Origin of the sequence: Ralstonia sp. AU12-08 (genome assembly GCF_000442475.1) — a bacterium.
GTDB classification, from domain to species: Bacteria; Pseudomonadota; Gammaproteobacteria; order Burkholderiales; family Burkholderiaceae; genus Ralstonia; species Ralstonia insidiosa.
In genome coordinates this window covers 64,199-88,844 of the sequence record NZ_ASZV01000010.1, presented here as the reverse complement: position 1 = coordinate 88,844, position 24,646 = coordinate 64,199, and the positions used below count along the sequence as shown (strand labels likewise).

Sequence of the window (24,646 nt, the reverse complement as noted above, 5' to 3'; positions counted from 1 at the left end):
GACGGATTGGTCAACCGTGCAGGGCACATCATTCTGGTAGGTTTTGGGGGCTCGCCGCGCGATGCTTGCAAACCAACCCGTGGCGGCGGGTCGTGCTCTGTAAGTACCCGATCGGGAAGCTTGACGCTCCAACAAGCGCCCCTCCTGCACACCTTGTGAAAACCCAGTGCGATAATTCCTCGCGATTGTTGATCGGCGCGATACGCACCCGTTTCACAATCGCCCCCTCCATCAGAACAAACAGCGATGAAAAAGAGACAACTGATGTCACTGGCGGCAGCATTGGCCTGCGCCACCTCCACCACCGCATTCGCACAGCCCGCACAGGCGGCCAACGCCGATAGCGCCTTGCTCCAAGCCGCGCAACAGCGCAAAGATGCCTTCGTCAAAGACCTGGCCACGCTGGTCAATATCGACACGGGCACCGACGATGCCAATGGGCTGGCGAAAGTCGAGGCGATCCTCGCACAACATCTGAAAGACCTCGGCGCCAGCGTTGAGATCGTTGCCGCGCCGCCGGCCGCAGGCAAGGCCGTGATTGGCAAGCTGCAAGGCACCGGCACGCAGAACATCATGTTGATGATTCACTACGACACCGTCTTCGGTGTCGGCGAGGCCGCCAAGCGTCCGTTCAAGATCACCGGCAACAAGGCCACCGGCCCCGGCGTGGCAGATGCCAAGGGCGGCGCGCTGATGATCCTCTACGCGCTGGAGATCGCCCGCGCGCGCGGCTTCAAGGACTACAAAACGCTGACCGTGCTGTTCAACCCCGATGAGGAAAAAAGCTCGCTCGGCTCACGCAGCCTGATCAGCAAGTTGTCGGCCGATCAGGATTACGTGCTGGTGTATGAACCGCCCGAGGCCGACGTGGTGACGGTGGCCACCAACGGCATCGCCTATGTGCATCTGGACGTCAAGGGCCGTGCATCGCACGCAGGCTCGGCGCCGGAAGCCGGCCGCAACGCCGCACTGGAACTGTCCAACCAGATCGTGCAGCTCAAGGATCTGGGCGACCCAGCCAAGGGCACCACGGTCAACTGGACGGTGGTGCGCTCGGGCGATCGCGTCAACATCATCCCCGAGGCGGCCTCCGCCACCGCTGACATGCGCATGGCCGACGTGGCCGAAGTGCAGCGCGTGCAGGCCGATGCCGACAAGATCATCCAGAAAAAACTGATTGCCGACACCGAGGTCAAGGTCAAGGTAGAGAACCGCCGCCCGCCGTTCAGCCGGAATGCCGACAGCGACCGCTTGGCCACTGCGGCTGATGGCATCTACAAGGAGCTGGGCAAGTCGATCAAGCCGGTGGCCATGCGCTACGGCACCGATGCTGGCTTCGCCTACCACCCGAACAGCGGCAAGCCCGTCGTGCTGGACGGCATGGGCATCGTTGGCGACCGGCTGCACTCGTCAGACGAATGGGCCGACCTCGACAGCGTGGTGCCGCGCCTGTACCTGACGGTGCGCATGCTGGAGGTCATGGGCAAGGGCAAGCTCGCCGATTGATTCGGCCCGCCGAGTCATCTCCATGGATGCGGAGATGACTCGCGTTACCCCTCCAATTCAGCAAACTGCTGCGCAACCAGATTGCGCAACCACTGGTTGCCGGCGTCCTGATGGAAGCGCCGGTGCCAGAACACGTTGGTTTGCAGCGCCGGCAGCTTGAGCGGCGGCGATACGAACTGCAGTCCGAACGGCGGTGCCGCGCGCTCGGCCAGCTTGCGCGGCACTGTCACCACCAGATCTGTGGTGCTGACGATGTATGGCACCGCCACGAAGTGCGGCACCGAAAAACGCGCGGATTGCGTGATCCCCGCCTTGTCCAGCAACGGCCCAATGGCGTTGTACGGGCTAGCTGAGCTCGCCACCACCAGATGTGACGCCGTGCGAAAGCGCTCCAGCGTGAGCTCGCCCGCCCCCAATGGATGGCCACGCCGGAACATCGTCACGTAGTCCTGCTGGAACAGGCGACGCTGGAACACGCTCTCGCCCGACAGATCATCGAACGCGCCGATGGCGAGGTCGATGGCACCCGCTTCCATCTCCGCCTTCATGTCGAAACCGCCGGCGCGCCGGGTGTCGATGCGCACGCCGGGCGCCTGCTCGGCACACAGCTGCGCCAGCACGGGCATGAAATACACCTCGCCGACATCGCTCATGGCAATGGTGAAGGTGCGCGTGGAGCTGGCCGCCTCAAAGTGCGTGCGCTGGCCCAGCGCCCGCTGCAAGGTATCCAGCGCCATGGCGACCGGCTCGGCCAATTGCTCGGCAAGTGCGGTTGGCATCATGCCGCGCGGGGTGCGCACGAACAGCTCATCGTCGAAGGTCTGCCGCAGCCGGGCCAGAGCATTGCTCACCGCCGGCTGCGACAGGCCCAGCCGGTCCGCCGCCACAGAAATGCGCTTCTCACGCAGGATTTCCTGAAAGACCACCAGCAGGTTCAGGTCCACGTCGCGCAGATTGAGCATTCGACGCCTCAATATTCACAATATCAATAGCATGCATTCTCGCATTGATATTCCAAATTTTCACGCAATCCGGACAATACGCGCATACCTAGAAAGCCAAAACAGAGCGGCAACGCCGCCACCGGAGACCACCATGCGCCCTGCCCCCGCTGCGCCATCCGCCTCATCCGCCTCAGTTGACCTCGCCCGCCTGATCGACCAGGGCAAAGTCGGCGGCTTCCAGATACTGCTGCTCGCCATCTGCGGGCTGTGCCTGATCATCGACGGCTTTGACGTGCAAGCCATGGGCTATGTGGCGCCGGCCATCATCAAGGATTGGGGGATCACCAAGGCGAGCCTCGGGCCGGTGTTCGGCGCGGGGCTGTTCGGCATGCTGGTCGGCTCGCTCGTGTTTGGCGTGCTGGGCGACCGCTTTGGGCGGCGGCCGGTGCTGATTGTCGCCACGTTCTTCTTTGCGGCCTGCATGCTGGCCACCACGCAGGTGGAAACAGTACAAGCGCTGCTCGTGCTGCGCTTCATCACCGGTCTAGGGCTGGGTTGCATCATGCCCAACGCGATGGCGCTGGCCGGTGAGTTCAGCCCGGCGCGCTCGCGCGTGACGTGGATGATGCTGGTGTCGTGCGGCTTTACCGTGGGCGCGGCATTGGGCGGGTTCGTGAGCGCGGCGCTGCTGTCGCGCTTCGGCTGGCATGCGGTGTTTCTGGTGGGCGGCCTGGTGCCGCTGGCCATTGGCGTGATGATGGTGCTGTGGCTGCCGGAATCACTCCAGTACCTCGTGCTCAAGGGCGACCCGCAAACGCGCCATCAACGTCTTGCACGCTGGCTGGGCAAGCTCGCCCCGCAATTGCAGGTGAATGCACAGACGCAGTTCGTGGTGCCCGAGGCGGCGGCTCGCGGCATGCCGGTGTCCGCCCTGTTCACCGAAGGCCGCGCCAAGGTCACGCTGGTGCTGTGGGTCATCAACTTCATGAACCTGATCGACCTGTACTTCCTGTCGAACTGGCTGCCGACGCTGATCCGCGATGCGGGCTATCCGACGGATACCGCTGTGCTGGTGGCGACCGCGCTGCAGGTCGGCGGTGTGATCGGCACCCTCACGCTGGGCCGCCTGATCGACCGGCTGGGCTTTGTGCGCGTGCTGGCCGTGTGCTTTCTGATTGCCTGCGCCACCGTTGCGCTGATCGGCCATGTGGCGGCGGCGTTGCCGGTGCTGGTGGCGGTGGTGTTTGTCGCGGGCTTCTGCATCGTCGGCGGGCAACCGGCCGTGAATGCGCTGGCCGCCACGTATTACCCGACCACACTGCGCGCCACTGGCATCGGCTGGAGCCTGGGCGTGGGCCGCATCGGCTCGGTCATCGGCCCGGTGATCGGCGGACAACTGATTGCCATGCAGTGGAGCGGCCCGGCGCTGTTTTCCGCTGCAGCGGTGCCGGCACTGGTGTCGTTCGGCATGGTGCTGGCGTTGACGCTGGCCGCCAGTGGCCCGGACGCCGCACGCTTTGCCGCGCGCAAACCCGCCTGATGACGCTGTAACGACTACGCTTTCTTCTGACGCATCCCTCCAACTGAGGACTTCAACCATGAACATGCTCGCCCCGACGGCCAAGAACGCATTTACCCCCGCGTCGCTGGACCGGCCCGCTTACCAAAGCGGCTTCGGCAACGAGTTCGCCACCGAAGCCCTGCCGGGCGCGCTGCCGCACGGCCAGAACTCGCCGCAGAAGGCGCCGTATGGCCTGTATGCCGAGCAGATCTCCGGCACGGCCTTCACCGCACCGCGCGCGCACAACCGCCGCTCGTGGCTGTACCGCATTCGCCCGGGCGCCGTGCATCTGCCGTTCGAAGCCATTGCTCAAACGCGCTTCCACAGCAACTTCAACGAGGTTCCGCCCTCGCCAAATCAACTGCGCTGGGACCCGCTGCCCGCACCCGCTGCCGGCACGGATTTCGTTGACGGTATCGTCACCTTTGCCGGCAATGGCGGCCCCGACGCGCAAACCGGCTGCGGCATCCACCTGTACTCCGCCAACGCGGACATGACCGACCGCTTCTTCTACAACGCCGACGGTGAACTGCTGATCGTGCCGCAGCAAGGCCGCCTGCACCTGCTGACGGAGATGGGCGTGGTCGACGTCGAACCGCTGGAAATTGTTGTCGTGCCGCGTGGCGTGCGCTTCCGCGTCGAGCTGCCCGATGGCGAGGCACGCGGCTACATCTGCGAGAACTTCGGCGCGATCTTCCGCCTGCCCGACCTGGGCGTGATCGGTTCCAACGGCCTGGCCAACCCGCGTGACTTCCTCACCCCGCACGCCTGGTACGAAGACCGCGAGGGCGACTTTGAACTCGTCGCCAAATTCCAGGGCAACCTGTGGACCGCCAAGATCGGCCACTCGCCGCTAGACGTGGTGGCCTGGCACGGCAACTTCGCCCCGTACAAATACGACCTGCGCCTGTTCAACACCATCGGCTCGATCAGCTACGACCACCCGGACCCGTCGATCTTCCTGGTGCTGCAAAGCCCCTCCGACACGCCGGGCGTGGACACCATCGACTTCGTGATCTTCCCGCCGCGCTGGCTAGCGGCCGAAAACACCTTCCGCCCGCCCTGGTTCCACCGCAACGTCGCCAGCGAATTCATGGGCCTGATCCAGGGCGTGTACGACGCCAAAGCCGAAGGCTTCGTACCCGGCGGCGCCAGCCTGCACAACTGCATGAGCGGCCACGGCCCCGATGCCGACACGTTCGAGAAAGCCAGCAACGGTGACACCACCAAGCCCCACAAGGTGGACGCAACGATGGCCTTCATGTTCGAGACGCCGGCAGTCATCCGCCCGACACGCTTCGCGGCCGAATCCGCACAACTGCAAGCCAAGTACTTCGAATGCTGGCAAGGCCTGAAGAAGCATTTCGACCCAACCAAGCGTTAAGAGCCCACGATCCGCCGCATTCGCCTTGGCGCCAAGGCAAGCACCCAGAAGGTGTGGCCGTACCCTGCCCTAGATGGCGCCTTGAATTTCTGTTGCAGAGAGGAAAAAGGAAGGGGAACTGTCTGAGCGCAGCGAGTTTTCCCCTTCCCCTCTCTGCGACATAAATTCAAGGGATGGGTCGCCATCTCGGGCGCGCCTTTCTTTGCTTACTTTCTTTGGCAAGACAAAGAAAGTGAGTCGCCCCCGGCAGGGGGTGAAACAGAGGATGCTCCGACAGCGTCAACATACAACTGACAACCAAACAAAAAACCGCCCCCATCATGACCAAACGCCAACTCAGCTGGCTCGAATCCGCCAACACCCCCGACACCCACTTCCCCCTGGAAAACCTGCCCTTCGGCATCTTCTCCACCAAAGAGAACCCCTCACCGCGCGCCGGCGTAGCCCTGGGCGACCAGGTGATCGACCTCGGCGCACTGGATGACGCCGGCCTGCTGCCCGCCTCCACACGCGGCACCTTCCGCACCGGCACGCTCAACACCTTCATCGCACTGGGCAAGCCCGTGTGGCACGAAACCCGCAAGAAGCTGCAAGCGCTGTTCAGCGTGGCGGACACACACGTACGCGACAACGCCACCCTGCACGCCCGCGCACTGGTGCCGCAATCCCACGCCGTGATGCACCTGCCGATCGACATCCCCGGCTACACCGATTTCTATTCCTCCAAAGAACACGCCACCAACGTCGGCCGCATGTTCCGTGACCCGGAAAACGCGCTGCTGCCCAACTGGCTGGAAATCCCGATCGGCTACAACGGCCGCGCCAGTTCGGTGGTGGTGAGCGGCACGCCGCTGCACCGCCCGATGGGCCAGATCAAGCTGCCGGACCAGTCGCGCCCGATCTTCACCGCCTGCCGCAAGCTCGACTACGAACTGGAGATGGCCTTCGTGGTCGGCAAACCGAGCGCGCTGGGCGAGCCGGTTTCCGTGGATGCCGCACCGGACCACATGTTTGGCGTGGTACTACTCAACGACTGGAGCGCACGCGACATCCAGCAATGGGAATACGTGCCGCTGGGCCCGTTCAACTCAAAGGGGTTCGGCACGTCGATCTCGCCGTGGATCGTGACGATGGAAGCGCTGGAGCCGTTCCGCGTGGCCAACCCGGCGCAATCGCCCGAGCCGCTGGAGTACCTGCGCCAGAGCCAGCCGAACGCTTACGACATCGCACTGGAAACGGCGCTGCGTCCGCATGGTGGCCAGCGCACCACCATCGCCCGCACGAACTTCCGCGCGATGTACTGGACGATGGCGCAGCAGCTTGCGCACCACACCGTGTCCGGCTGCAACGTGCGCGTGGGCGATCTGATGGGCTCCGGCACCATCAGCGGCACCACGCCCGATTCGTACGGCAGCCTGCTGGAGCTGACCTTCAACGGCAAGCAGCCGCTTGACCTCGCGGATGGGACACCCCAGGGCACCACGCGCACGTTCCTGGAAGACGGTGACGAAGTCACCATGACCGGCTGGTGCCAGGGCGATGGCTATCGCGTGGGCTTTGGTGAAGTGCGCGGAGAAATCCTGCCGGCACGCGGCGGAAAGTAATACCGCCAGGGCAACGGATTAAGCGTCCGTTGCCCGACGCCTTCTTACTCCGCCTTGTTGGCAGCGCAGGCCAGCATTGCGTCGCTAATCACGCGCTCACCGTTGGCCTTGAGCGCCTCGCCAGCGCCAACAATATCCCGCTTCTCCTTGTTCTGGCTCAGCTTGAGCTTGCCTTCGATGCGCGTGATCTCGATCTCGATGCCGACGATCATCTTGAGCAGCGCGTCGGTGTAGTCGGCCGGGGCATCGGACATCTTCCACGGCGTGGGCTGCGATGCTTCATGCGTGCGCGTCAGGCGCGCCACCACGCCGCGGACGAAACGCTCATCGTCACGCACCGTGATGCGGCCATGCGCATGTGCCACGCGGTAGTTCCACGTCGGCACCTGCTTGTGGGCTTCATGCTTGCTGGGATACCACGTGGGTGAGATGTACGCATCGCCCGCGCGGAAGATGACCATCACCTCATCGCCGTTGGCCACGTCCTGCCAGACCGGGTTAGCGCGCGCCACGTGCGCGTGCAGCGTGCCCAGCTTGCCCTCTTCGGGCAGCAGCAGAAACGGAATGTGGTTCGCATCGAGCCCGCTCTTGCCGTGCGTGACCAGAGAGCCAAACGGGTTCTGCGCAATCAGGTCGTGCAATGCCTCGGTGCGCGATTCTTCAAAGTGGGCGGGAACGTACATGGCAACTCCGGCAACAGCCGTACAAATCAAGTAGGAACCTGCCCATTCTGAACCAAAGCGTGGCTCCAATACAGAGCCAACTTTGGAACCATTCTTGGAGCCAGCTCAATCGCGCAATAGGTTCTTGGCGATGATGAGCTGCTGGATCTGCGTCGTGCCCTCGTACAGGCGCAGCAGGCGCACGTCGCGGTAGAAACGCTCGGCCTTGTACTCGGCGATGTAGCCCGCGCCACCGTGAATCTGCACAGCGCGGTCCGCCACACGGCCCACCATTTCCGTACAGAACATCTTGGTGCACGAAGCCAGCATGCTGACTTCATGATCCTGCTTGCCGACGGGCTTGGCGTCGTAGCGGCGGGCGCAGTCGCGCACCATCGACATGCCGGCATACAGCTCGGCCTGGCTATCGGCCAACATGGCTTGGATCAGCTGAAAGTCTGCGATCGGCTGGCCGAACTGCTTTCGCTCCTTAGCGTAGGCAACGGCATCCGCAATCAAGCGATGCGCCATTCCGCATGCGAGCGAGGAGATATGCAGGCGGCCGCGATCGAGCACCTTCATTGCGGTCTTGAAGCCCCGCCCCGCCACGCCGCCGATGATGTTGGCAGCAGGCACTCGCACGTTGTCGAGCACCACATCGCACGTCTTGGTGCCGCGCTGGCCCATCTTCTTGTCGGGCTTGCCCAACGTGATGCCGGGCGTATCGGCCGGCACGATGAAGGCGGAAATGCCGCCTGCACCCTCACCACCCGTGCGCGCCATCAGCGTGAAGGCCCCCGCGCGCGGCGCATTGGTGATGAAGCGCTTGGTGCCATTGATGACGTAGTGATCACCATCCAGCGTGGCGCGCGTCTGCAGCGATGCCGCATCCGAACCGGCACCCGGCTCCGTCAGCGCAAACGAGATGATCAGTTCGCCGCTGGCGATGCGCGGCAGGTAGTCAGCCTTCTGCGCATCGGTGCCGTCCATCAGGATGCCCTGCGAGCCGATGCCGACGTTGGTGCCAAACACCGAGCGGAACGCCAGCGCCGTGTGGCCCAGGTCGTACCCCACCTCGCATTCCTGCGCCATCGACAGGCCAATGCCGCCGTGCTCTTCCGGAATCGACAGGCCGAACAGGCCCATCTCCTTCATGTCGGCGACGATCTCGGCCGGCACGTCGTCCTCCTCTTCGAGGAAATTTTCCGCCGGCACGAGCCGTTCTTGAATGAAGCGCTGCACCGATTGCTGCAGCAGACCGAAGGATTCGTCGTCGAGTGCCATGTCGCTTGGCTCCTGTTGGATATTCCGGGAGATGGTACCGGGTTGGCGCGTTTTGACAATCAGGTCCCACATCAACAGAATGTCGAATCGACTTCACCAATATGGCCCACCGGGATGGATCCGATATGGACCTGAATGCACTCAAGCTGTTCGTGGAAATTGTCGACGCGGGCAACCTGTCGGCGGCGGCACGCAAGCTGCAGACCACGCGCTCAAACGTCAGCCACCGACTCAAGGCCTTCGAGCGGGCGCTGGGCGTGCAACTGCTGCGCCGGACCACCCGGCGCGTGGAGCCGACCGAAGTCGGCGCCGGCATCTACGAGCATGGGCGCAGCATCTTGCGGGAGATGGCGGCGGCCGATGCGTTGGTGTCGTCGCTGGGCAAATCGCTGCAGGGCAGCGTGCGGCTGTCGGTCCCGACGGGGCTGGGGCATCTGCTGGTGTCACCGCTGCTGGTGGCATTCAAGCGCGCTTATCCGGACATCCGGCTGGATGTGCGCTTCGACAACCGCGTGTCGGACCTGATTGGCGAAGACGTGGACGTGGCGCTGCGCATCGTCTCGAACCCGCCCGAGTCGCTGGTCGCCACGCTGCTCGATGAGGTGGACTGGGTGTTGTGCGCCGCGCCTGATTACCTGGCCGTGCATGGCACGCCGAAGACGCTTGATGCGCTGGCCGAACACGCCATCGTCAGCGCACCGGCGGTTGGGCAGCCGCTGCGCCTATCCGCGCAACTGGGCGATGAGCGCACGCACGTGACACTCGACCCCGGCGTTTCGTCCGACAACTATCTGTTCCTGCAAGCGTCCGTGCGCGCCGGCAACGGGCTGGGCATCCTGCCCTACTACGCCGCCGCCGATGATTTGCGCGAGGGCCACGTCAAACGCGTGCTGCCGGGGTATCGGTTCAGTGTGTTCGGCAGCCGGCTCTACATGCTGGCCATGCCGAGCCGCTATCGGACACTAGCGACGCGGCATTTGCTGGATTTTCTGAAAACGGGTTTGCAGGACAAGCTGCCTCGCCTGCCCCAGACAGAACGCGCCTGACTACGCCTCCAACGGCATCAACCCCGGCAACTGCGCAAAACAAATCGACTTGGCCGTCTCGATAAAGTCCTGCGCAAACGGCGCCTGCGCATAGTCGCGCGTCATGGCGGCATAAAGGTCGCTCCACACGCCCTCCTTGCCGACGCGCTTGGCGACCACGTATTCGTAGTCAACGTAGTTCTTGATGCCCCAGCTGGGCAGTGCTGCCAGCCCACGGCGGCTGGCGACAAGCTGCAGCACGGCAATGGTCAGCTCCGCCGTGCGGCGATTGAATACGATGCCGGCAGGCGTCAGCACCTGCCGGATCAGGTCGATGCGCTCTTCCGGCACGGGGTATGTGATGAGCGTCTGGTCAGTAAAGTCCTTCGCTTCCAGCCACTTCTTGTTGCGCAGCGGATGATCCACCGGCAGCACGGCCAGGATCTCGAAGCGGAACAGCGGCGCAAACACCACGCCCCGGCGCATCTTGGCGTCGGAGCCGATGATGACGTCGGCGCGGCCATCTTTGAGCAGCGCGAGCGGATCGGTATGAAAACCGGAGACGAGGTCCATTTCCACCTCGGGCCAACGCTGGCGGAAGGCATCCATCACCGGCATCAGCCAATCAAAGCAGGTGTGGCATTCCAGCGCAATGCGCAGCGTGCCGGCTGCACGGCCCTTGATGCGCTCCAGGTCGCGCTCGGCGGTCTGGATGTCGGCGACGACTTTCTGAGCCAGCTCCAGCAGGCGCTCGCCGGCTTCGCTCAGTTCCACGGTCTGCCCCTTGCGGCGTACGACGGCCAGCCCATAGTGCGATTCCAGCGCACGTAACTGGTGCGACAGCGCCGATTGCGTCAGGTGCAGCCGTTCGGCCGCCCGCGACACCGAGCCTCCATCAGCCAGGGCAATCAGGGTACGTAGATGACGGATTTCCAGCATGGCCGTGCAATTCCCAAAATATGAATTTCATTCAACGAATACAAAAATAATATCATTTGATTCATGTGATGTCGTCGCCCATCATCGCAGGACTCGAAAATCGATCTGCACATTGGCGCCCGCATCTCCTATGACGACCATCCATACCCTCGGCTACCCGCGCATCGGCGCACAGCGTGAGTTGAAGTTCGCACTCGAATCATTCTGGAAAGGCGCCTCAGCGGAAGACGACCTGCGCGCCACCGGCCGCGCATTGCGCCAGCGCCACTGGGCAGCCCAGCGCGACGCCGGGCTGGATTTCGTAACCGTGGGCGATTTCGCCTGGTACGACCAGGTGCTGCAGACAGCCGCCCTGCTGGGCGCCGTTCCCACGCGCTTTGGCTTTGACGCGGCACAACTGACGCTGGCGCAATCGTTCGTGCTCGCACGCGGCAATGCCGACCACGCCGCCATGGAAATGACCAAGTGGTTCGACACCAACTACCACTACCTCGTGCCGGAGCTCACGCCCGACCTGCAGTTCGGGCCCGGGGCCGAATGGCTGTTCGACGAGGTGCGCGAAGCACAGGCCGCCGGCCACCGCGTGAAGGTGGCACTGATCGGGCCGGTCACGTTCCTGCATCTGTCCAAAGCACGCAATGGTCTGACCGATAAGCTCGCGCTGCTGCCGCAAGTGCTGCAGGCCTACACCACCGTGCTCCAGCGCCTGGCCTCGTTGAACGTGGAATGGGTGCAGATCGACGAACCCGCCTTGGTGCTCGATCTGCCACAGGCTTGGGTCGGCGCGTTTGGCCCGGCCTATCAAACGCTGGCGGCAGCCAACGGCCCGAAGTTGCTGCTGGCCACGTACTTTGAAGCCGCTTCAAACCACGCCGCGCTGATCAAGTCACTGCCGGTGGCGGGTGTGCATCTGGATATCGTGCGCGCACCGGAGCAACTTGCCGCCTTTGCGCCGTGGCCGGCCGACAAAGTGCTCTCCATCGGCGTGATCGATGGCCGCAACATCTGGCGCACGGACCTGGCGCGCGTGCTGGAGCGCGTGGCGCCGCTGGCCGAAGCCTTTGGCGAACGCCTGTGGATTGCGCCGAGCTGCTCGCTGCTGCACGTGCCGGTGGACCTGTCCGCAGAAACCCGGCTCGACGACGAACTCCAGGGCTGGTTGGCCTTCGCGCGCCAAAAGCTGGACGAACTGGCCGTGATCAAGCTTGCGCTGGTCGAAGGCCAAGCTGCCGTGCAAGGTGCGCTCGATGACAACCGCGCCGCCATCGCCACGCGCACACAATCGCGCCGCGTACACAACGCCAGCGTCAAACGACGCGTGGCTGCCATCGGCGCACAAGATGCAGAACGCGCCGCGCCCTACCCCACGCGCGCGCAAGCGCAACAAGCACGGCTGAACCTGCCGCTGCTGCCGACCACCACCATCGGCTCGTTCCCGCAAACGGCCGAGATTCGCCAAGCGCGCGCCCAGAACAAGCGAGGCGAGTTGCCTGCGCTGGACTACCTCGAACGCATGCGCGCCGAGATCGCCAACGTCGTGCGCCGCCAGGAAGCCCTGGGCCTGGACATGCTCGTGCACGGTGAAGCCGAACGCAACGACATGGTCGAGTACTTTGGCGAACTGCTGTGGGGCTACGCCTTTACCGCCAACGGCTGGGTGCAGAGCTACGGCTCGCGCTGCGTGAAGCCGCCCGTCATCTACGGCGATGTGTACCGCCCCGAGCCGATGACGGTGGAGTGGTCCAAGTACGCGCAGAGCCTGACCACCAAGCCGATGAAGGGCATGCTGACCGGCCCCGTGACGATGCTGCAGTGGTCCTTCGTGCGCGACGACCAGCCGCGTGAGCAAACCGCACTGCAGATCGCCCTGGCGTTGCGCGATGAGGTATGCGATCTGGAAACCGCGGGTATTGCGGCCATCCAGATCGACGAACCGGCGTTCCGCGAAGGGCTTCCGTTGCGAGCAGCCGACGTGCCGGGCTACTTGGAATGGGCCGCGCGTGCGTTCCGCGTGTCGGCTTCAGGCGTGCGCAACGACACGCAGATCCACACGCACATGTGCTATTCGGAGTTCAACGACATCCTGCCGGCCATCGCGTCGATGGATGCCGATGTGATCACCATCGAGACCTCGCGCTCGAACATGGAGTTGTTGGACGCATTTGGCGAATTTGCCTACCCAAACGAGATCGGCCCGGGCGTGTACGACATCCACTCGCCGCGCGTGCCGCGTGTGGAAGAAATGGAAGCGCTGCTCGACAAGGCTGCCCAGGTGGTGCCCGTGCAGCGCCTGTGGGTGAACCCGGATTGCGGCCTGAAGACGCGTGGCTGGCCGGAAGTGGAAGCGGCGCTGCAAGGCATGGTGGAGGCCACGCGCCGCCTGCGTGCCAAGCATGCCAAGGCGCTGCATGCCGGCAGCAAGGCTGCGCAAGCGGAGGCGGCTACGGCTTAAGCAGCGCCAATACCAAAGAAAAACGCCAACCGACGCAAGCCGATTGGCGTTTTTTTCATACGTGCTCAGGTTGCCGTGTCTGGTTGCCCGTGCCGGCCTGCCCCGCCGGCAAATCGCGCCGCGCCAGCCACGCCTTCGGCAAACACCATCGGCGTACCGCGTGCGCCCTCCTCACGCAGCGCGTTGGCCAGCGGCTGATCCCACTGCGCATAGGTCGATGCCCGATCGGCCAGCATGCATTGCTGCGGAAACGCGGCAATGTCCCGCGCGAGTTGCTGCGCAACGGCAAGCGACTCACCGGGATCGACCACGCGATTGGCAAGGCCCATGGCGAGTGCCTCCTCGGCGTGTACAGCGCGGCCGGTCAGGATCATGTCCAGCGCCCGCCCCATGCCGACGATACGCGGCAGACGCACCGTACCGCCATCGATGAGCGGCACACCCCAGCGGCGGCAGAACACACCGAACACGGCATCGCGCTCGACCACGCGCATATCCGCCAGCAACGCCAGTTCAAGGCCACCTGCCACGGCATAGCCACTCACGGCTGCAATCAGTGGCTTGGACAACACCATGCGTGACGGTCCCATTGGGCCAGGCGCCCCGCCATCTGGGTCGAGATGATTGCGTCTAGAAGGATCACCCACAGCGGTGAGATCCGCCCCGGAGCAAAAGTGCCCACCGGTGCCGCCAAGCACCGCAACGCGCAACGCATCATCGGCTTCAAAGCGCTCGAACGCGGCGAGCAGCGCGGCGGCGGTCGGCCCATCTACCGCGTTACGGCACTCGGGCCGGTTGAGCAGGATCGTGCAGACTGGGCCATCGGTCTGAAACAGCACAGCATCGGGCATGGGCGGTCTCCGCAGCGAGGTACGTTAGACCGCCCGATGCTACACCTAGCGCGGGCCGTGCTCCGACGCCGGCTCGCCCTCGTGCCCATGGTGGCGCGCGCTGCGGAACTTGCGCAGCATCCACTCCTTGAGGTCATCCACCTTTTCGAACACCACCGGCACCACCAGCAGGCTCAGCAGCGTGGAGGTCAGCAGGCCACCGATCACCGCCACCGCCATCGGCGCGCGAAAGCCCGCATCACCTTCCAGGCCGAGCGCCATCGGCACCATGCCGGCCGTCATCGCCACGGTGGTCATGACGATGGGGCGAGCGCGCTTGTGGCACGCATCGATGATGGCGTCGGTGCGCGACATGCCCATGTCACGCCGCGCCACGATGGCGTATTCCACCAGCAGGATCGAGTTCTTGGTCACGATGCCCATCAGCATCAGCAAGCCAATCAGCGCCGGCAGCGACAGGCTGAAGCCAAACAACGCCAGCAACCCGAAGGCACCGCCCACCGACAGCGGCAGCGCCGCCAGAATCGTCACCGGCTGCGTAAAGTCGTGGAACAGCAGCACCAGCACCGCATACACGCACAGCACGCCCGCAAACATGGCGAGGAAGAAGCTGCTGAACAACTCCTGCATGCCCTCCACATCGCCCGAGGCAATGCGGCGCACGCCCGGCGGCAGATTCTTGATGGATGGCAGCGCCTCCACCGCCATGTTGGTCTCGCCCAGCGCACGCCCCTCCAGCCCCACGCTGATGGTGATGTTGCGGCTGCGGTCATAGCGGTCGATCTGCGCCGGGCCGCTGGCGATGGAGATGTCGGCAATGTTCTCCAGCGGTACCGCGCCGTTGCGTCCGGCCACGCGCAACTGGCGGATCGTCTCGATCTGGTTGCGCGCCTTCGGGTCCAGCTCCACGCGGATATACACCTGCCGCTCGGGCAGGTTCAGCTTGGGCAGGTTGACGTCATAGTCACCGGCCGTCGCCACGCGCACGGCCTGGCCAATGGCGGCAGCGGTCACGCCTTGCTGCGCGGCACGCGCAAAGTCCGGGCGGATGATGATCTCGGGCCGCAACAGACTCGCTGAAGACGTGATCGCACCCAGGCCCGGCACGGTGCGCAGATCGCGCATCACATCGCGGGCGGACTGCTGCAACGTGGTGGGGTCATCACCGGTCAGCACCACCTGCAGTTGCTCACCCGAGCCCACGGCGCCAAACGAAATACGCACGCCCGGCACACCCTCCAACATCTCGCGCAACTGGCGCTGCACCGCTTGCTGTTTGATGCTGCGGTCATGCCTGTCCGTGAGCGAGATGGTCAGCGTACCGTTGCGCACCTCGCCGCCGCTGGAGCCTGGCACACCGGCCATCACGCCCGAGCCGATGGCCGTATAGACGTGGCGGACCTCCTTGTGCTGCATCACGATCTTGCGCACGCGCTCAGTGTTCTCGCGCGTCTGGGCGATGGTGCTGCCGGGCGGGCTTTCCACCGTCATCTGCAGTTGCGCCCAGTCTTCCGGCGGCAGGAAGGTGGCGGGAATCAACCCAATGATGGCGACCGACACAACAAAGAATGCCGCCGCCATGCCGCCCGTCTTCCACGGGTGCACCAGGCACCAGCGCGCCGCCTGCAGGTAGCGCGTCATGATCCAGCTGTCGCGGTTAGGCTCGTTTTGCGGCTTGAGCATGTAGGCCGCCATCATGGGCGTCAGCAAGCGCGCCACCAGCAACGACGCCAGCACCGCCAGCGAGGCCGTCCACCCGAACTGCTTGAAGAACTTGCCCGAAATGCCGCCCATGAAGGCCGTTGGCAGAAACACGGCCACCAGCGTGAGCGAGGTGGCGATCACCGCCAGGCCAATCTCCTGCGCGGCCTCCATCGCCGCCTCCAGCGGTTTCTTGCCGTCGCGCAGGTGGCGCACGATGTTCTCCACCTCCACGATGGCATCGTCGACAAGAATCCCGACCACTAGCGTGAGCGCCAGCAGCGTGATGCCGTTGAGTGTGAAATCCAGCAACTGCATGGCGGCAAACGTGGGGATGATCGACAGCGGCAACGCCACCGCCGACACGAACGTCGCCCGCCAGTCGCGCAGGAACAGCCACACCACCAGCACGGCCAGGATGGCGCCTTCGTACAGCGCATCCATCGATGCCTTGTACGAGTCAGCCACCGGCTTGACCATATTGAAGACCTCGGTCACATGCACGTTGGGGCGCTCGGCCTGCAGCTTGGCAATGGCCTCGCGTACGCCCTTGGCCACCGAGACCTCACTGGCGCCGCGCGAGCGGAACACCTGGAAGCTCACCACGGGTTTGCCGTCGAACAGTGCCATCTGACGCGGCTCGGCGGCCGTGTCGCGTACGTCGGCCACATCCGACAGGCGGACGCGTCGCCCATCGGACAGCGGAATGTCCATCTGCGCCAGCTCACGCGCGCTCTTCACGGTGCCGAGCGTGCGCACGGCCTGCTCCTGCCCGCCGATGTTGCCGCGGCCACCCGGCGCCTCCTGCTGCATGCCGCGCACCTGCGTGCTGATGTCGGCCGCCGTCACGTTCAATGCTTGCAGGCGCACGGGGTCGAGCTGCACGCGCACCTCGCGGTCCACCCCGCCCTGGCGCGTGACCTTGGCAACGCCGCGCACGGACAGCAACCGCTTGTTGACGATGTTGTCGACAAACCAGGAGAGATCCTCCGCGTCCATGTCCGACGCTTCCACGGCGTACGTCAACACCGGCAGGCTGGCGAACGTCACGCGCGAGATGACCGGCTCCTGCACGTCGGACGGCAACTGCGCGCGAATGCGACTGACTGAGTCGCGCACGTCGTTCACCGCTTCCTGCACGTCCTTCTCCAGCTGGAACTCAACCATCGTGGTCGAGCTGCCGTCGTTGATGGTGGACGTGATGTGCTTGATCGCGCCAATGCTGGCGATACTGTCTTCGATCTTGCGGGTGACCTCGGTCTCCATCTGCGTGGGCGTGGCGCCCGGCAGGCTGGCCGTCACGGACACGGCGGGAAAGTCGATGTCCGGAAAGTTCTGGATCGACAGCATCTTGAACGACACCAGCCCCGCCACCGTGATCAGGATGAACAGCAGGATCGACGGAATGGGCTTGCGGATCGCCCAGGCAGAGAAGTTCATGGCTTGGCTCCGGCAGCGGCGGGCGCAGATGCGGGGGCGCCAGACGCAGCCACGCGCACGAGATCGCCATCGCTCAGGAACGCCGCGCCTGCGGCAACCACCGCGTCGTTCGGGCCAATGCCTTGCGTGACCTCCACTTGACCACCCTGACGACGACCGAGCACAACCTTGGTCTGGCGCACGCGGTTCTGAGGGCCGACCACCATCGTGTAGTCGTAACCATCGCGCGAGAACACCGCAGTCTCGGGCAGCGTTTTTGCCGGTGCATCACCCAGCAGCACATCACCCGACAGATACATACCCGCCTTCACACCCGTGCTGCCGGCTTCGGGCGGCAGATCGACGTAGACGAGGCCATTGCGCGTATTCGCATCCACCGTCGGGGCAATCTGGCGCACGCGGCCGTTGACGACGCCGCCATCCATGCGGCGCAGGCGCACGGCCTGGCCGGGCTGCACGCGCGGCAGTACATCCCCGTGCATCTCGGCGCGCCACTCCAGGCGGTTCTTGCGGATCAGCTTGAAGAGTTCGGTGCCGGACGACACGACTGCACCCACCGTGGCCGAACGCGCGCTGATCACACCGTCATCCGGCGCCACCACCCGCGTATAGCGCAACCGCAGTTGCTGGCCGTCAAACTGCGCGCGCGCAGACGCGAGCTTGGCCGCAGCCGTCTTGGCCTGCGTGTCGTACTGCACCAGATCCTGCTGGCTGATCGCGCCGCTCTTGTCGAGCTCGTGCGCGCGGCGGGCTTCACCTGCGGCCTGCGCCGCGGAGGCTTCAGCCTCTGCCAGTGCGGCGCGTTGCGCGGCAACGTCGGCACGTACCGTCTCGTCCGACAGGCGCGCCAGCAGTTGCCCCTGTTTGACGACATCCCCCACGTTGACGAGCACCTCTGCCAGCTTCAACCCGCCCACTTCAGCACCGATGCTGGCCTCCTGCCACGCCTGCACCGCACCGCTGGCCGTGGCTGCACGCGGCCACATCTGCTGCGCCAGATGCGCAACGTTCACGGTCAACGCAGGCTTGACCGCCGGCTGTTCCTTGCCCGATTGCTGACCCTCGGGTGCAGCCTTGCCACACGCCGCAAGCACACCGGCCAGCACCAGGGCCGACATAATCGACGCAGCCGTCCAAACACGTTGTCCTGTCATGAAGCGTTTCCGTTGTGCGCTGGGGCCAGAGCGGCCGGCGCGGGAGACTTGGAAGAATTCGATTGGGCGTTGTTGGTAGCGCCGGCTTCGTCCACGTGCCAGCCGCCACCCGCGGCCTTGTACAGCGCGACCCACGCCTGCGCGCGTTCGAGCTTCACAGCTGCCAGTGACTGCGATGCCTGCAGCGTCGTACGCCGCACGTCCTCAAGCTGCAGCAGGCTGCCGGCACCCAGGCGATAGCGTGCGTTGGCCGCCTCCAGCACCTTCGTGTATTGCGCGTCAGCCGTGGTGGCAGCGTCGAGGCGACGGTCAGCGGCATCGAGACGCACCAGCGCATCTTCAACTTCCTGCACAGCCTGGCGCACCTTGCCGCGATACGCTGCCAGCGCCTGGTCGTAACGCGCACGTGCGGTTTCCACACGTGCCGCGCCCGCACCGCCTTCGAAAATCGGCAGCGACAGCGAGGGACCAAACGACCACGACTTGCTCGTCAACGACTGCCCGCTCACGCGGTATGCGTTGATACCGATGGAACCCACCAACGTGAGCGACGGCAACCGGCTTACCACCGCCACGCCAATGTCCGCACTGGCCGACGCCACCGCACGTTCCGACGACGACACATCGGGCCGCTGCGACAGCACCTGCGCCGGCACATCGGGCACGCCGGCATCGGGCGGTGCAGGGATCTGCGCGTTCGCCTTGGCCAGCAGGGTATTCAGCGCATCGTGGTTCAGGCCGGTGAGCGTGACAAGCTTGTCAATGCCCTGCGCGCATTGCGCCCGCTGGCTTTCCAGCGCGTTGACGGCATCGGCCACGGTGGCCTGCGCCTGCGCATAGTCAGCCGGCGAGACAAAACCCGCGCGGAATTTGCGCTCGGTCAGCGTGAGGGTTTCCTGCCGCGAAGTGAGCGTCGTCGCACCGATATCGACCAGCGCTTCGCACTCGCGCTGCTGCAGGTAGGTGTTGGCGACTTCTGCCGCGAGCGTCACGCGGGCATCGTGCCAATCGGCCTCGCTGGCGGTCAGCCGTGCATCGGCACCTTCCAGGCTGCGGCGCTTGCCACCAAACAGGTCGATCTCCCAAGATGCATCGGCCTGCGCCGCCAGCGTGGTGATGGTGCCCAGCCCCAGCGTCGGGCTCACAGTGCCACCAGGCAATCCGCCGAAGCCCGAGCCGCCGGCGAACCCGCTGCTGCCGAATCCGCCCTGCCGTGATGCCGAACCGCTGCCTTTCAGTTGCGGAAGAAACGCCGCCCGGCTGGTAGCGACACTTGCGCGCGCCTCGCGCATGCGCCCCACCGCCTGGGCGATGGTGGGGCTGGTGGTATCGGCCTGCTCAACGAGTTGTGTCAGCACGGGGTCGTGAAACTGCTCCCACCAGCGTGCGAGCGCCATGCGGCTGCCGTGGTGCGGCAGTGTGGCGTGCCAGCCTTGCGGCGCTTCGGCGCCCTTCAGCTGCGGCGTGCGGTAGTCGGGGCCGACAGCGCAGCCGGCCAGCAGCATCGCCAGCATCAGCGGTGCATATCGGGCACAACGTTGGGCAAGACCGCCGGAGGGCATGCCCCCAGCGCGTCGACCTGTTTTCATGAATGTTGTCCTTCGGGAATGCAGCCGGGATTATGCCTAGTCAAGCGTCTGCGAGACACCCACACCTGCGGCACGCTCAGCTAACCCGCGAAAAGCGGTCAGGCGATGCTCAGCGAGAAGTGCGCGCCTGCGCTTGCGTTGCTCATCACTAGGTGTATCCCTCTTCCCTGCACGCGCATTGACGGTTGGGAGAAAATCACGGCGGTTAATTGCGAATACGAAGAGACGGCGGGCTTATGATCCGCCCGTTCTGACGCGGGGTCCAGGTATGTCCTCTTTAGCAATCGAAGCACCCGTTTCCATCGGCTGGATTGGCGCCGGGCGGTTGGCGCGGGCGTTGGCCACGCGCGCACACCGCGCTGGCGTACACAGCGCTGCGGTGGCCAGTCGCACGCACGCCAATGCTGCGTGGCTGGCGCAGGCAACGGGTGCCAGGGCGCTCGATGCGCAAGGTGTGGCCGATGCGGCGGACTGGGTCTTCATCACTGTGCCGGATGACGCGATTGCCCGCGTCACGGCAAGCGTGCGCTGGCGCCCTGGGCAGCTTGTGGTCCATTGCAGCGGCGCGGGCGAGCGCGATCTGCTGGACGCCGCCCGCCAGGCCGGTGCGGATACCGCCAGCTTTCACCCCCTTTTCCTCTTTGCCGGTTTGCCGGACGACGCGGAGCGCCTCGGCGGCGCATCCATTGCCATCGAGGCAGACGCCCCGCACGACGCAGCACTGGCGAACCTCGCCCAACGGCTCGGCTGCACGCCGCTGAAGGTGCGGCCCGGACAACGTGCGCTGTATCACGCCGGTGCCAACTACGCGGCCAGCTTCCTGCTGTGCGCGCTGCATGAGGCGGCCACACTGTGGCAGGCGGCGGGCATCAATCGCGACGCCGCCGTCGAGGCCATGTGGCCGCTGGTGGACGGCACCCTGGCCGCCGCTCGTGCACGCGGCCTGGCGGGCGCACTGGCCGGCCCAGTCTCACGCGGCGATGGCGGCGTCATCGACAAGCACCTCCAAGCACTCGACGCGCTCGGCGCCGATCACGCAACGCTATACACCGCACTCACGCGGCGCGCACTGGCCCTAGCAACCGAACGCGGCTCGCCGTCCGCCGATGTGCTGGCTGACCTTGCCAAACGCATCGACCGCACGCAATAACAGCAACATCATCATTGGGATCGGGCGGCGCGCCAGCACCAATCCGGCGCGCGCCCTACAATCGGCAGCTTGCCCGCACGCCTGTCCTGCCATGTCCCAATCACCGCACTCGCCGCATTCGCCGCAATCGCCTGCCGCCACGCATAACGCCACCGTGCACAACTCGGCCGGCGCGCTGATCCTGCTCGTGGTCGGGCTGGTGCTGGTGGGGGTGAACCTGCGGCCTGCGTTGTCCAGCCTGTCACCTGTGCTCAAACAGGTAGCCGCTGGCACAGGGTTGTCTGGCGCCACGGCGGGCTTGCTGACGACATTGCCTGTGCTGTGCCTGGGCCTCTTCGCGCCGGCGGCCGCAGTGCTAGCCCGACGCTTCGGCGCGGAACGTGCGGTGGGCGGTTTGCTGATTGCGTTGGCGGCCGGCATTGCCTTGCGCAGCGCGGGCGGCGTCGCACCGCTCTTCATCGGCACGCTGGCGGCGGGTGCCTGCATTGGCGTGACGGGCATCCTGCTGCCGGGCATCGTCAAGCGTGACTTCGGGCGGCAGGCCGATCTGATGACCGGTGTCTACACGATGGCGCTGTGCTTTGGCGCGGCAGTGGCGGCCGGCGCCAGCGCACCACTTTCCGCATGGCTGGGTGGGTGGCAACCGGCACTGGCATTCTGGGCGTTGCCGGCGCTGCTGGCCTTTGTCGGCTGGTGGCCGCACATGCGGCATGCACACGGCAAGGGGTCGGCTGCGCGACTCGAACGCGTGTCGCTCTGGAACAAGCCGATCGCCTGGCAGGTGACGCTGCACATGGGTCTGCAATCGTCGCTGGCATATTGCGTGTTCGGCTGGCTGCCGGTGATCCTGCAAGACCGCGGGCTGTCTGCCGTGCAATCGGGCGTGGTGGTGGCGGTGTCGATTCTTGTGCAGCTCATCACCGCGCTGGGCGGGCCGTTTGTGGCACGGCTCGGGCGGGACCAGCGCCCCGCCGTCGTGCTGATGATGCTGATGTGCTGGGCCGGCCTGATCGGCTGCCTGTGCGCGCCGCTCTCGACGCTGTGGTGGTGGGCGGTACTGCTGGGGTTGGGCCAGGGTGGCAACTTCAGCGTGGCGCTGTCGCTGATCGTGCTGCGCTCAGCCGATGCGCGGGTGGCGGCCAGCCTGTCAGCCATGACGCAAGGCATCGGCTACACCATGGCCGCTGCGGGGCCGTATCTGATGGGGGTGTTGCACGACCTGACCGGCAGTTGGGCCGTGATCGGCTGGCTATTCAGCGCGATTGCGCTGGCGTCGATCGTGATGGGGTCGCTCGCCGGGCGCAACCGTACGCTGCGCGCCGGCGAGTGAACGACATCAAGGCCGTGCTCAAGCTTTGTGCTTGGTCGTCCAATTGGCGAGCGCCTGCATCTGTTCGGTGATCAGGCCGGCAATGCGTTCGTCCGTCAGATCGCCGTCCGGCGTAAAGCCACCGGCAAACGCGTTCGCAAACACTTCCGGCTTGTTCAGCGGATGCAGGTCCAGGTACACGCATACCTGACGCAGGTGGTATTGCGCGCGGGACGTGCCCATGCCACCGCCCGCCCCCAGGATCGCCACCGGCTTGCCGGCCAGCAGCGCGTTGTTGGGTTCGCGCGAGGCCCAATCGAGAATGTTCTTCAGCGCCGGCGCCAGTGAATAGTTGTATTCAGGGCAAGCCAGTACGAGTGCATCGGCGCGCTCCAGCTGCTGAAACACGCGCTGTACCGAAGCCGGCTTGTCTGTCAGATCTGCGTTATAGAACGGCACATCACGCAGATCGGCCAGTTCCATTTCAACGCCTTCAGGCAGGCGTGTGGATGCCGCACGCAGCAGCCCCTGGTTGGTGGATTTGCGGCGCAGGCTGCCGGCAATGCCGAGAAAGGTCAGCGACATGAAGAACGACTCCGTCAGTGTTGGGATTGGCGAGAATAGCGGACATTCGCCCGATCAAGAAGAGGTGACAGCCTGGGCAACCTGCGCTTGTTTGCGATACCAGACGCTGTACACCACCGCCAGCGCGATCATGAAGGGCACGCCGCACAGCAGGGTCATCCGGAACTCCGCCGTGAAGTAGGTCGTAACCAGTGCCGCCGCCATCAGCGCCGCACCCAGCAACGACGTGACGGGAAACCCCCACATGCGGAATGCGAGCACCTGACCGCGATGCTGCCGGCGGAAGAACAGATGCGTGACGAAGATCATCAGCCACGTAAACATCGCGCCAAACATCGACACCGACATCATCAGCAGGAAGGCGCTCTCCGGGTACAGCGCGTTGAGCACGGTCGCCACGGCAATGCCCACCGCCGACAGCAGCAACGCCCCGGTCGGCACACCGCTCGCGTTCAGACGGCCCAGCGCTTGGGGCGCGTAACCGGCGCGCGACAGGCTGAACATCATGCGCGTGGTGATGTAGAGCTGGCTGTTCATGGCCGACAGCGCGGCCACCAGGATCACGAAATTGAACACCCCGGCGGCGCCCGGCACGGACGTGGCTGCCATCACTTTCACGAACGGGCTCTCGTTACCACCGGCGGACGTCCACGGCACGATGGCCAGCATCAGCGCGAGCGTCAGCAGGTAGAAGACCACCAGCCGGATCATCGTGGCGCGGAAGGCGCTCGTGATGGCCTTGTGCGGGTCACGCGCCTCTCCGGCGGCCACGGCGATCATCTCGATGCTCAGGTAGCTGAAGATCGACACGATCACGGCCACCCATGTGCCCCACGCGCCTTTCGGGAAGAAACCGCCCTGCACCTGGTAGTTCGCCAAGCCGATGCCCGAGCTGGCCGGTGCGCTGAACACCACGTACGCCCCCAGCAGGATGAAGCCGACGATGGCCGCAATCTTGAGCATCGAGAACACATACTCGACCGCGCCGAACACCTTCACGCTGACCACGTTCACGCCGATGAGCGCCGCCGAAAACCCGACGATCCAGTACCAGCCCGGCACCGCTGGAAACCAGTACTTCATGTACACGGCGATGGCCGTCACCTCCGCGCCCACCGCCAGCACGATCGACGACCAGTACGCATAGCGGACGAGGAAGCCGGCCCACGGCCCAATGTAGTGCTCGGCATACGCGCCGAACGAACCGGACGTGGGGTGGGCGACCGTCATCTCGGCCAGGCAGCCCATCAGGAGCAAGGCGATCAGCGCGCCGATCGCATAGCTCACCAGCACGCTGGGCCCCGCAAAGCCAATGGCGAACCCGCTGCCCAGGAACAGGCCCGTGCCGATGGCGCCGCCAATGGCAATCATCGAAAGCTGCGCGGTGGACAGGCCCCGCTGCAGCCCCTTCTCCCGCTCGACGATCGTGTCGAATCCGTGTTGTTGCCTCACGGCATGTCTCCTTGCTGCAGCCGGCACCGCGTAGGTGCGGCTGCTTGTTTGTAG

The 24,646-nt window shown here is 65.1% G+C and carries 18 protein-coding genes; 8 read left to right on the top strand and 10 right to left on the bottom strand.

Annotation, left to right across the window (positions count from 1 at the left end; genetic code table 11):
* Nucleotides 1–246 precede the first annotated feature (246 nt).
* Nucleotides 247–1,506 carry a glutamate carboxypeptidase gene (locus C404_RS37450; RefSeq protein WP_031329067.1) on the top strand — a complete coding sequence of 420 codons (1,260 nt, stop codon included), beginning with the start codon at nucleotides 247–249 and terminating at the stop codon, nucleotides 1,504–1,506.
* A 44-nt stretch (nucleotides 1,507–1,550) separates the two neighbouring features.
* On the opposite strand, the gene C404_RS37445 is transcribed toward C404_RS37450, so the two are convergent.
* On the bottom strand, nucleotides 1,551–2,468 hold the full coding sequence (locus tag C404_RS37445) for a LysR family transcriptional regulator (RefSeq protein WP_021193905.1): 918 nt from the start codon (nucleotides 2,466–2,468) through the stop codon (nucleotides 1,551–1,553).
* A gap of 133 nt (nucleotides 2,469–2,601) precedes the next feature.
* On the opposite strand from C404_RS37445, the gene C404_RS37440 reads away from it, so the two are divergent.
* From C404_RS37440 to fahA, 3 genes are all read left to right on the top strand, one after another.
* Nucleotides 2,602–3,990, top strand: a complete 1,389-nt coding sequence (locus C404_RS37440; RefSeq protein WP_021193904.1) for an MFS transporter — start codon at nucleotides 2,602–2,604, stop codon at nucleotides 3,988–3,990.
* A 58-nt stretch (nucleotides 3,991–4,048) separates the two neighbouring features.
* Nucleotides 4,049–5,395 carry a homogentisate 1,2-dioxygenase gene (gene hmgA, locus C404_RS37435; protein WP_021193903.1) on the top strand — a complete coding sequence of 449 codons (1,347 nt, stop codon included), beginning with the start codon at nucleotides 4,049–4,051 and terminating at the stop codon, nucleotides 5,393–5,395.
* Nucleotides 5,396–5,715: 320 nt separating this feature from the next.
* Nucleotides 5,716–6,999: a fumarylacetoacetase gene (gene fahA / locus C404_RS37430; protein ID WP_021193902.1), complete on the top strand. Its 1,284-nt coding sequence runs from the start codon at nucleotides 5,716–5,718 to the stop codon at nucleotides 6,997–6,999.
* A gap of 44 nt (nucleotides 7,000–7,043) precedes the next feature.
* Here the strand turns inward: fahA and C404_RS37425 are convergent, their stop codons facing one another.
* On the bottom strand, nucleotides 7,044–7,682 hold the full coding sequence (locus C404_RS37425; protein WP_021193901.1) for an FMN-binding negative transcriptional regulator: 639 nt from the start codon (nucleotides 7,680–7,682) through the stop codon (nucleotides 7,044–7,046).
* A gap of 105 nt (nucleotides 7,683–7,787) precedes the next feature.
* The gene (locus tag C404_RS37420; protein ID WP_021193900.1) at nucleotides 7,788–8,945 is read right to left on the bottom strand and encodes an acyl-CoA dehydrogenase family protein; all 1,158 of its coding nucleotides are present in this window, start codon (nucleotides 8,943–8,945) and stop codon (nucleotides 7,788–7,790) included.
* A 125-nt stretch (nucleotides 8,946–9,070) separates the two neighbouring features.
* Here C404_RS37420 and C404_RS37415 point away from each other — a divergent pair, with 125 nt between their 5' ends.
* On the top strand, nucleotides 9,071–9,991 hold the full coding sequence (locus C404_RS37415) for a LysR family transcriptional regulator (protein ID WP_021193899.1): 921 nt from the start codon (nucleotides 9,071–9,073) through the stop codon (nucleotides 9,989–9,991).
* Here the strand turns inward: C404_RS37415 and C404_RS37410 are convergent, their stop codons facing one another.
* Nucleotides 9,992–10,909: a LysR family transcriptional regulator gene (locus C404_RS37410; protein ID WP_021193898.1), complete on the bottom strand. Its 918-nt coding sequence runs from the start codon at nucleotides 10,907–10,909 to the stop codon at nucleotides 9,992–9,994.
* 130 nt (nucleotides 10,910–11,039) lie between these two features.
* Between C404_RS37410 and metE the strand changes: the two genes are divergently transcribed.
* Complete coding sequence (metE, locus tag C404_RS37405; protein ID WP_021193897.1) at nucleotides 11,040–13,361, top strand: 5-methyltetrahydropteroyltriglutamate--homocysteine S-methyltransferase; 2,322 nt, start codon at nucleotides 11,040–11,042, stop codon at nucleotides 13,359–13,361.
* A 65-nt stretch (nucleotides 13,362–13,426) separates the two neighbouring features.
* Here the strand turns inward: metE and C404_RS37400 are convergent, their stop codons facing one another.
* The 4 genes from C404_RS37400 to C404_RS37385 are packed head-to-tail and all read right to left on the bottom strand — an operon-like array spanning nucleotide 13,427 to nucleotide 20,096.
* Complete coding sequence (locus C404_RS37400; protein ID WP_021193896.1) at nucleotides 13,427–14,212, bottom strand: crotonase/enoyl-CoA hydratase family protein; 786 nt, start codon at nucleotides 14,210–14,212, stop codon at nucleotides 13,427–13,429.
* A gap of 45 nt (nucleotides 14,213–14,257) precedes the next feature.
* On the bottom strand, nucleotides 14,258–17,353 hold the full coding sequence (locus C404_RS37395; RefSeq protein ID WP_021193895.1) for an efflux RND transporter permease subunit: 3,096 nt from the start codon (nucleotides 17,351–17,353) through the stop codon (nucleotides 14,258–14,260).
* A complete protein-coding gene (locus C404_RS37390) occupies nucleotides 17,350–18,507 on the bottom strand; it encodes an efflux RND transporter periplasmic adaptor subunit (protein ID WP_031329066.1) in 1,158 nt (385 codons plus the stop codon). Before C404_RS37390 ends, C404_RS37395 begins: the two co-directional genes overlap by 4 nt.
* Nucleotides 18,504–20,096, bottom strand: a complete 1,593-nt coding sequence (locus C404_RS37385; RefSeq protein WP_031329065.1) for an efflux transporter outer membrane subunit — start codon at nucleotides 20,094–20,096, stop codon at nucleotides 18,504–18,506. Before C404_RS37385 ends, C404_RS37390 begins: the two co-directional genes overlap by 4 nt.
* 268 nt (nucleotides 20,097–20,364) lie before the next feature.
* Between C404_RS37385 and C404_RS37380 the strand changes: the two genes are divergently transcribed.
* Nucleotides 20,365–21,246, top strand: coding sequence for a Rossmann-like and DUF2520 domain-containing protein (locus tag C404_RS37380; protein WP_031329064.1), 882 nt, complete (start codon nucleotides 20,365–20,367; stop codon nucleotides 21,244–21,246).
* Between the two features lie 91 nt (nucleotides 21,247–21,337).
* On the top strand, nucleotides 21,338–22,576 hold the full coding sequence (locus C404_RS37375) for a CynX/NimT family MFS transporter (RefSeq protein ID WP_031329061.1): 1,239 nt from the start codon (nucleotides 21,338–21,340) through the stop codon (nucleotides 22,574–22,576).
* An 18-nt stretch (nucleotides 22,577–22,594) separates the two neighbouring features.
* Here C404_RS37375 and C404_RS37370 read toward each other — a convergent pair whose 3' ends face one another.
* Both C404_RS37370 and C404_RS37365 read right to left on the bottom strand, forming a co-directional pair.
* On the bottom strand, nucleotides 22,595–23,140 hold the full coding sequence (locus tag C404_RS37370) for an NADPH-dependent FMN reductase (RefSeq protein ID WP_021193890.1): 546 nt from the start codon (nucleotides 23,138–23,140) through the stop codon (nucleotides 22,595–22,597).
* Nucleotides 23,141–23,194: 54 nt separating this feature from the next.
* The gene (locus C404_RS37365; RefSeq protein WP_021193889.1) at nucleotides 23,195–24,592 is read right to left on the bottom strand and encodes an amino acid permease; all 1,398 of its coding nucleotides are present in this window, start codon (nucleotides 24,590–24,592) and stop codon (nucleotides 23,195–23,197) included.
* Nucleotides 24,593–24,646 lie beyond the last annotated feature (54 nt).

What these genes read in the sequence shown, in the direction of transcription:
- C404_RS37450 (WP_031329067.1), top strand. Translation starts at nt 247, where the DNA reads ATGAAAAAGAGACAACTGATGTCACTGGCGGCAGCATTGGCCTGCGCC.
- C404_RS37445 (WP_021193905.1), bottom strand. Translation starts at nt 2,468, where the DNA reads ATGCTCAATCTGCGCGACGTGGACCTGAACCTGCTGGTGGTCTTTCAG.
- C404_RS37440 (WP_021193904.1), top strand. Translation starts at nt 2,602, where the DNA reads ATGCGCCCTGCCCCCGCTGCGCCATCCGCCTCATCCGCCTCAGTTGAC.
- hmgA (WP_021193903.1), top strand. Translation starts at nt 4,049, where the DNA reads ATGAACATGCTCGCCCCGACGGCCAAGAACGCATTTACCCCCGCGTCG.
- fahA (WP_021193902.1), top strand. Translation starts at nt 5,716, where the DNA reads ATGACCAAACGCCAACTCAGCTGGCTCGAATCCGCCAACACCCCCGAC.
- C404_RS37425 (WP_021193901.1), bottom strand. Translation starts at nt 7,682, where the DNA reads ATGTACGTTCCCGCCCACTTTGAAGAATCGCGCACCGAGGCATTGCAC.
- C404_RS37420 (WP_021193900.1), bottom strand. Translation starts at nt 8,945, where the DNA reads ATGGCACTCGACGACGAATCCTTCGGTCTGCTGCAGCAATCGGTGCAG.
- C404_RS37415 (WP_021193899.1), top strand. Translation starts at nt 9,071, where the DNA reads ATGGACCTGAATGCACTCAAGCTGTTCGTGGAAATTGTCGACGCGGGC.
- C404_RS37410 (WP_021193898.1), bottom strand. Translation starts at nt 10,909, where the DNA reads ATGCTGGAAATCCGTCATCTACGTACCCTGATTGCCCTGGCTGATGGA.
- metE (WP_021193897.1), top strand. Translation starts at nt 11,040, where the DNA reads ATGACGACCATCCATACCCTCGGCTACCCGCGCATCGGCGCACAGCGT.
- C404_RS37400 (WP_021193896.1), bottom strand. Translation starts at nt 14,212, where the DNA reads ATGCCCGATGCTGTGCTGTTTCAGACCGATGGCCCAGTCTGCACGATC.
- C404_RS37395 (WP_021193895.1), bottom strand. Translation starts at nt 17,353, where the DNA reads ATGAACTTCTCTGCCTGGGCGATCCGCAAGCCCATTCCGTCGATCCTG.
- C404_RS37390 (WP_031329066.1), bottom strand. Translation starts at nt 18,507, where the DNA reads ATGACAGGACAACGTGTTTGGACGGCTGCGTCGATTATGTCGGCCCTG.
- C404_RS37385 (WP_031329065.1), bottom strand. Translation starts at nt 20,096, where the DNA reads ATGAAAACAGGTCGACGCGCTGGGGGCATGCCCTCCGGCGGTCTTGCC.
- C404_RS37380 (WP_031329064.1), top strand. Translation starts at nt 20,365, where the DNA reads ATGTCCTCTTTAGCAATCGAAGCACCCGTTTCCATCGGCTGGATTGGC.
- C404_RS37375 (WP_031329061.1), top strand. Translation starts at nt 21,338, where the DNA reads ATGTCCCAATCACCGCACTCGCCGCATTCGCCGCAATCGCCTGCCGCC.
- C404_RS37370 (WP_021193890.1), bottom strand. Translation starts at nt 23,140, where the DNA reads ATGTCGCTGACCTTTCTCGGCATTGCCGGCAGCCTGCGCCGCAAATCC.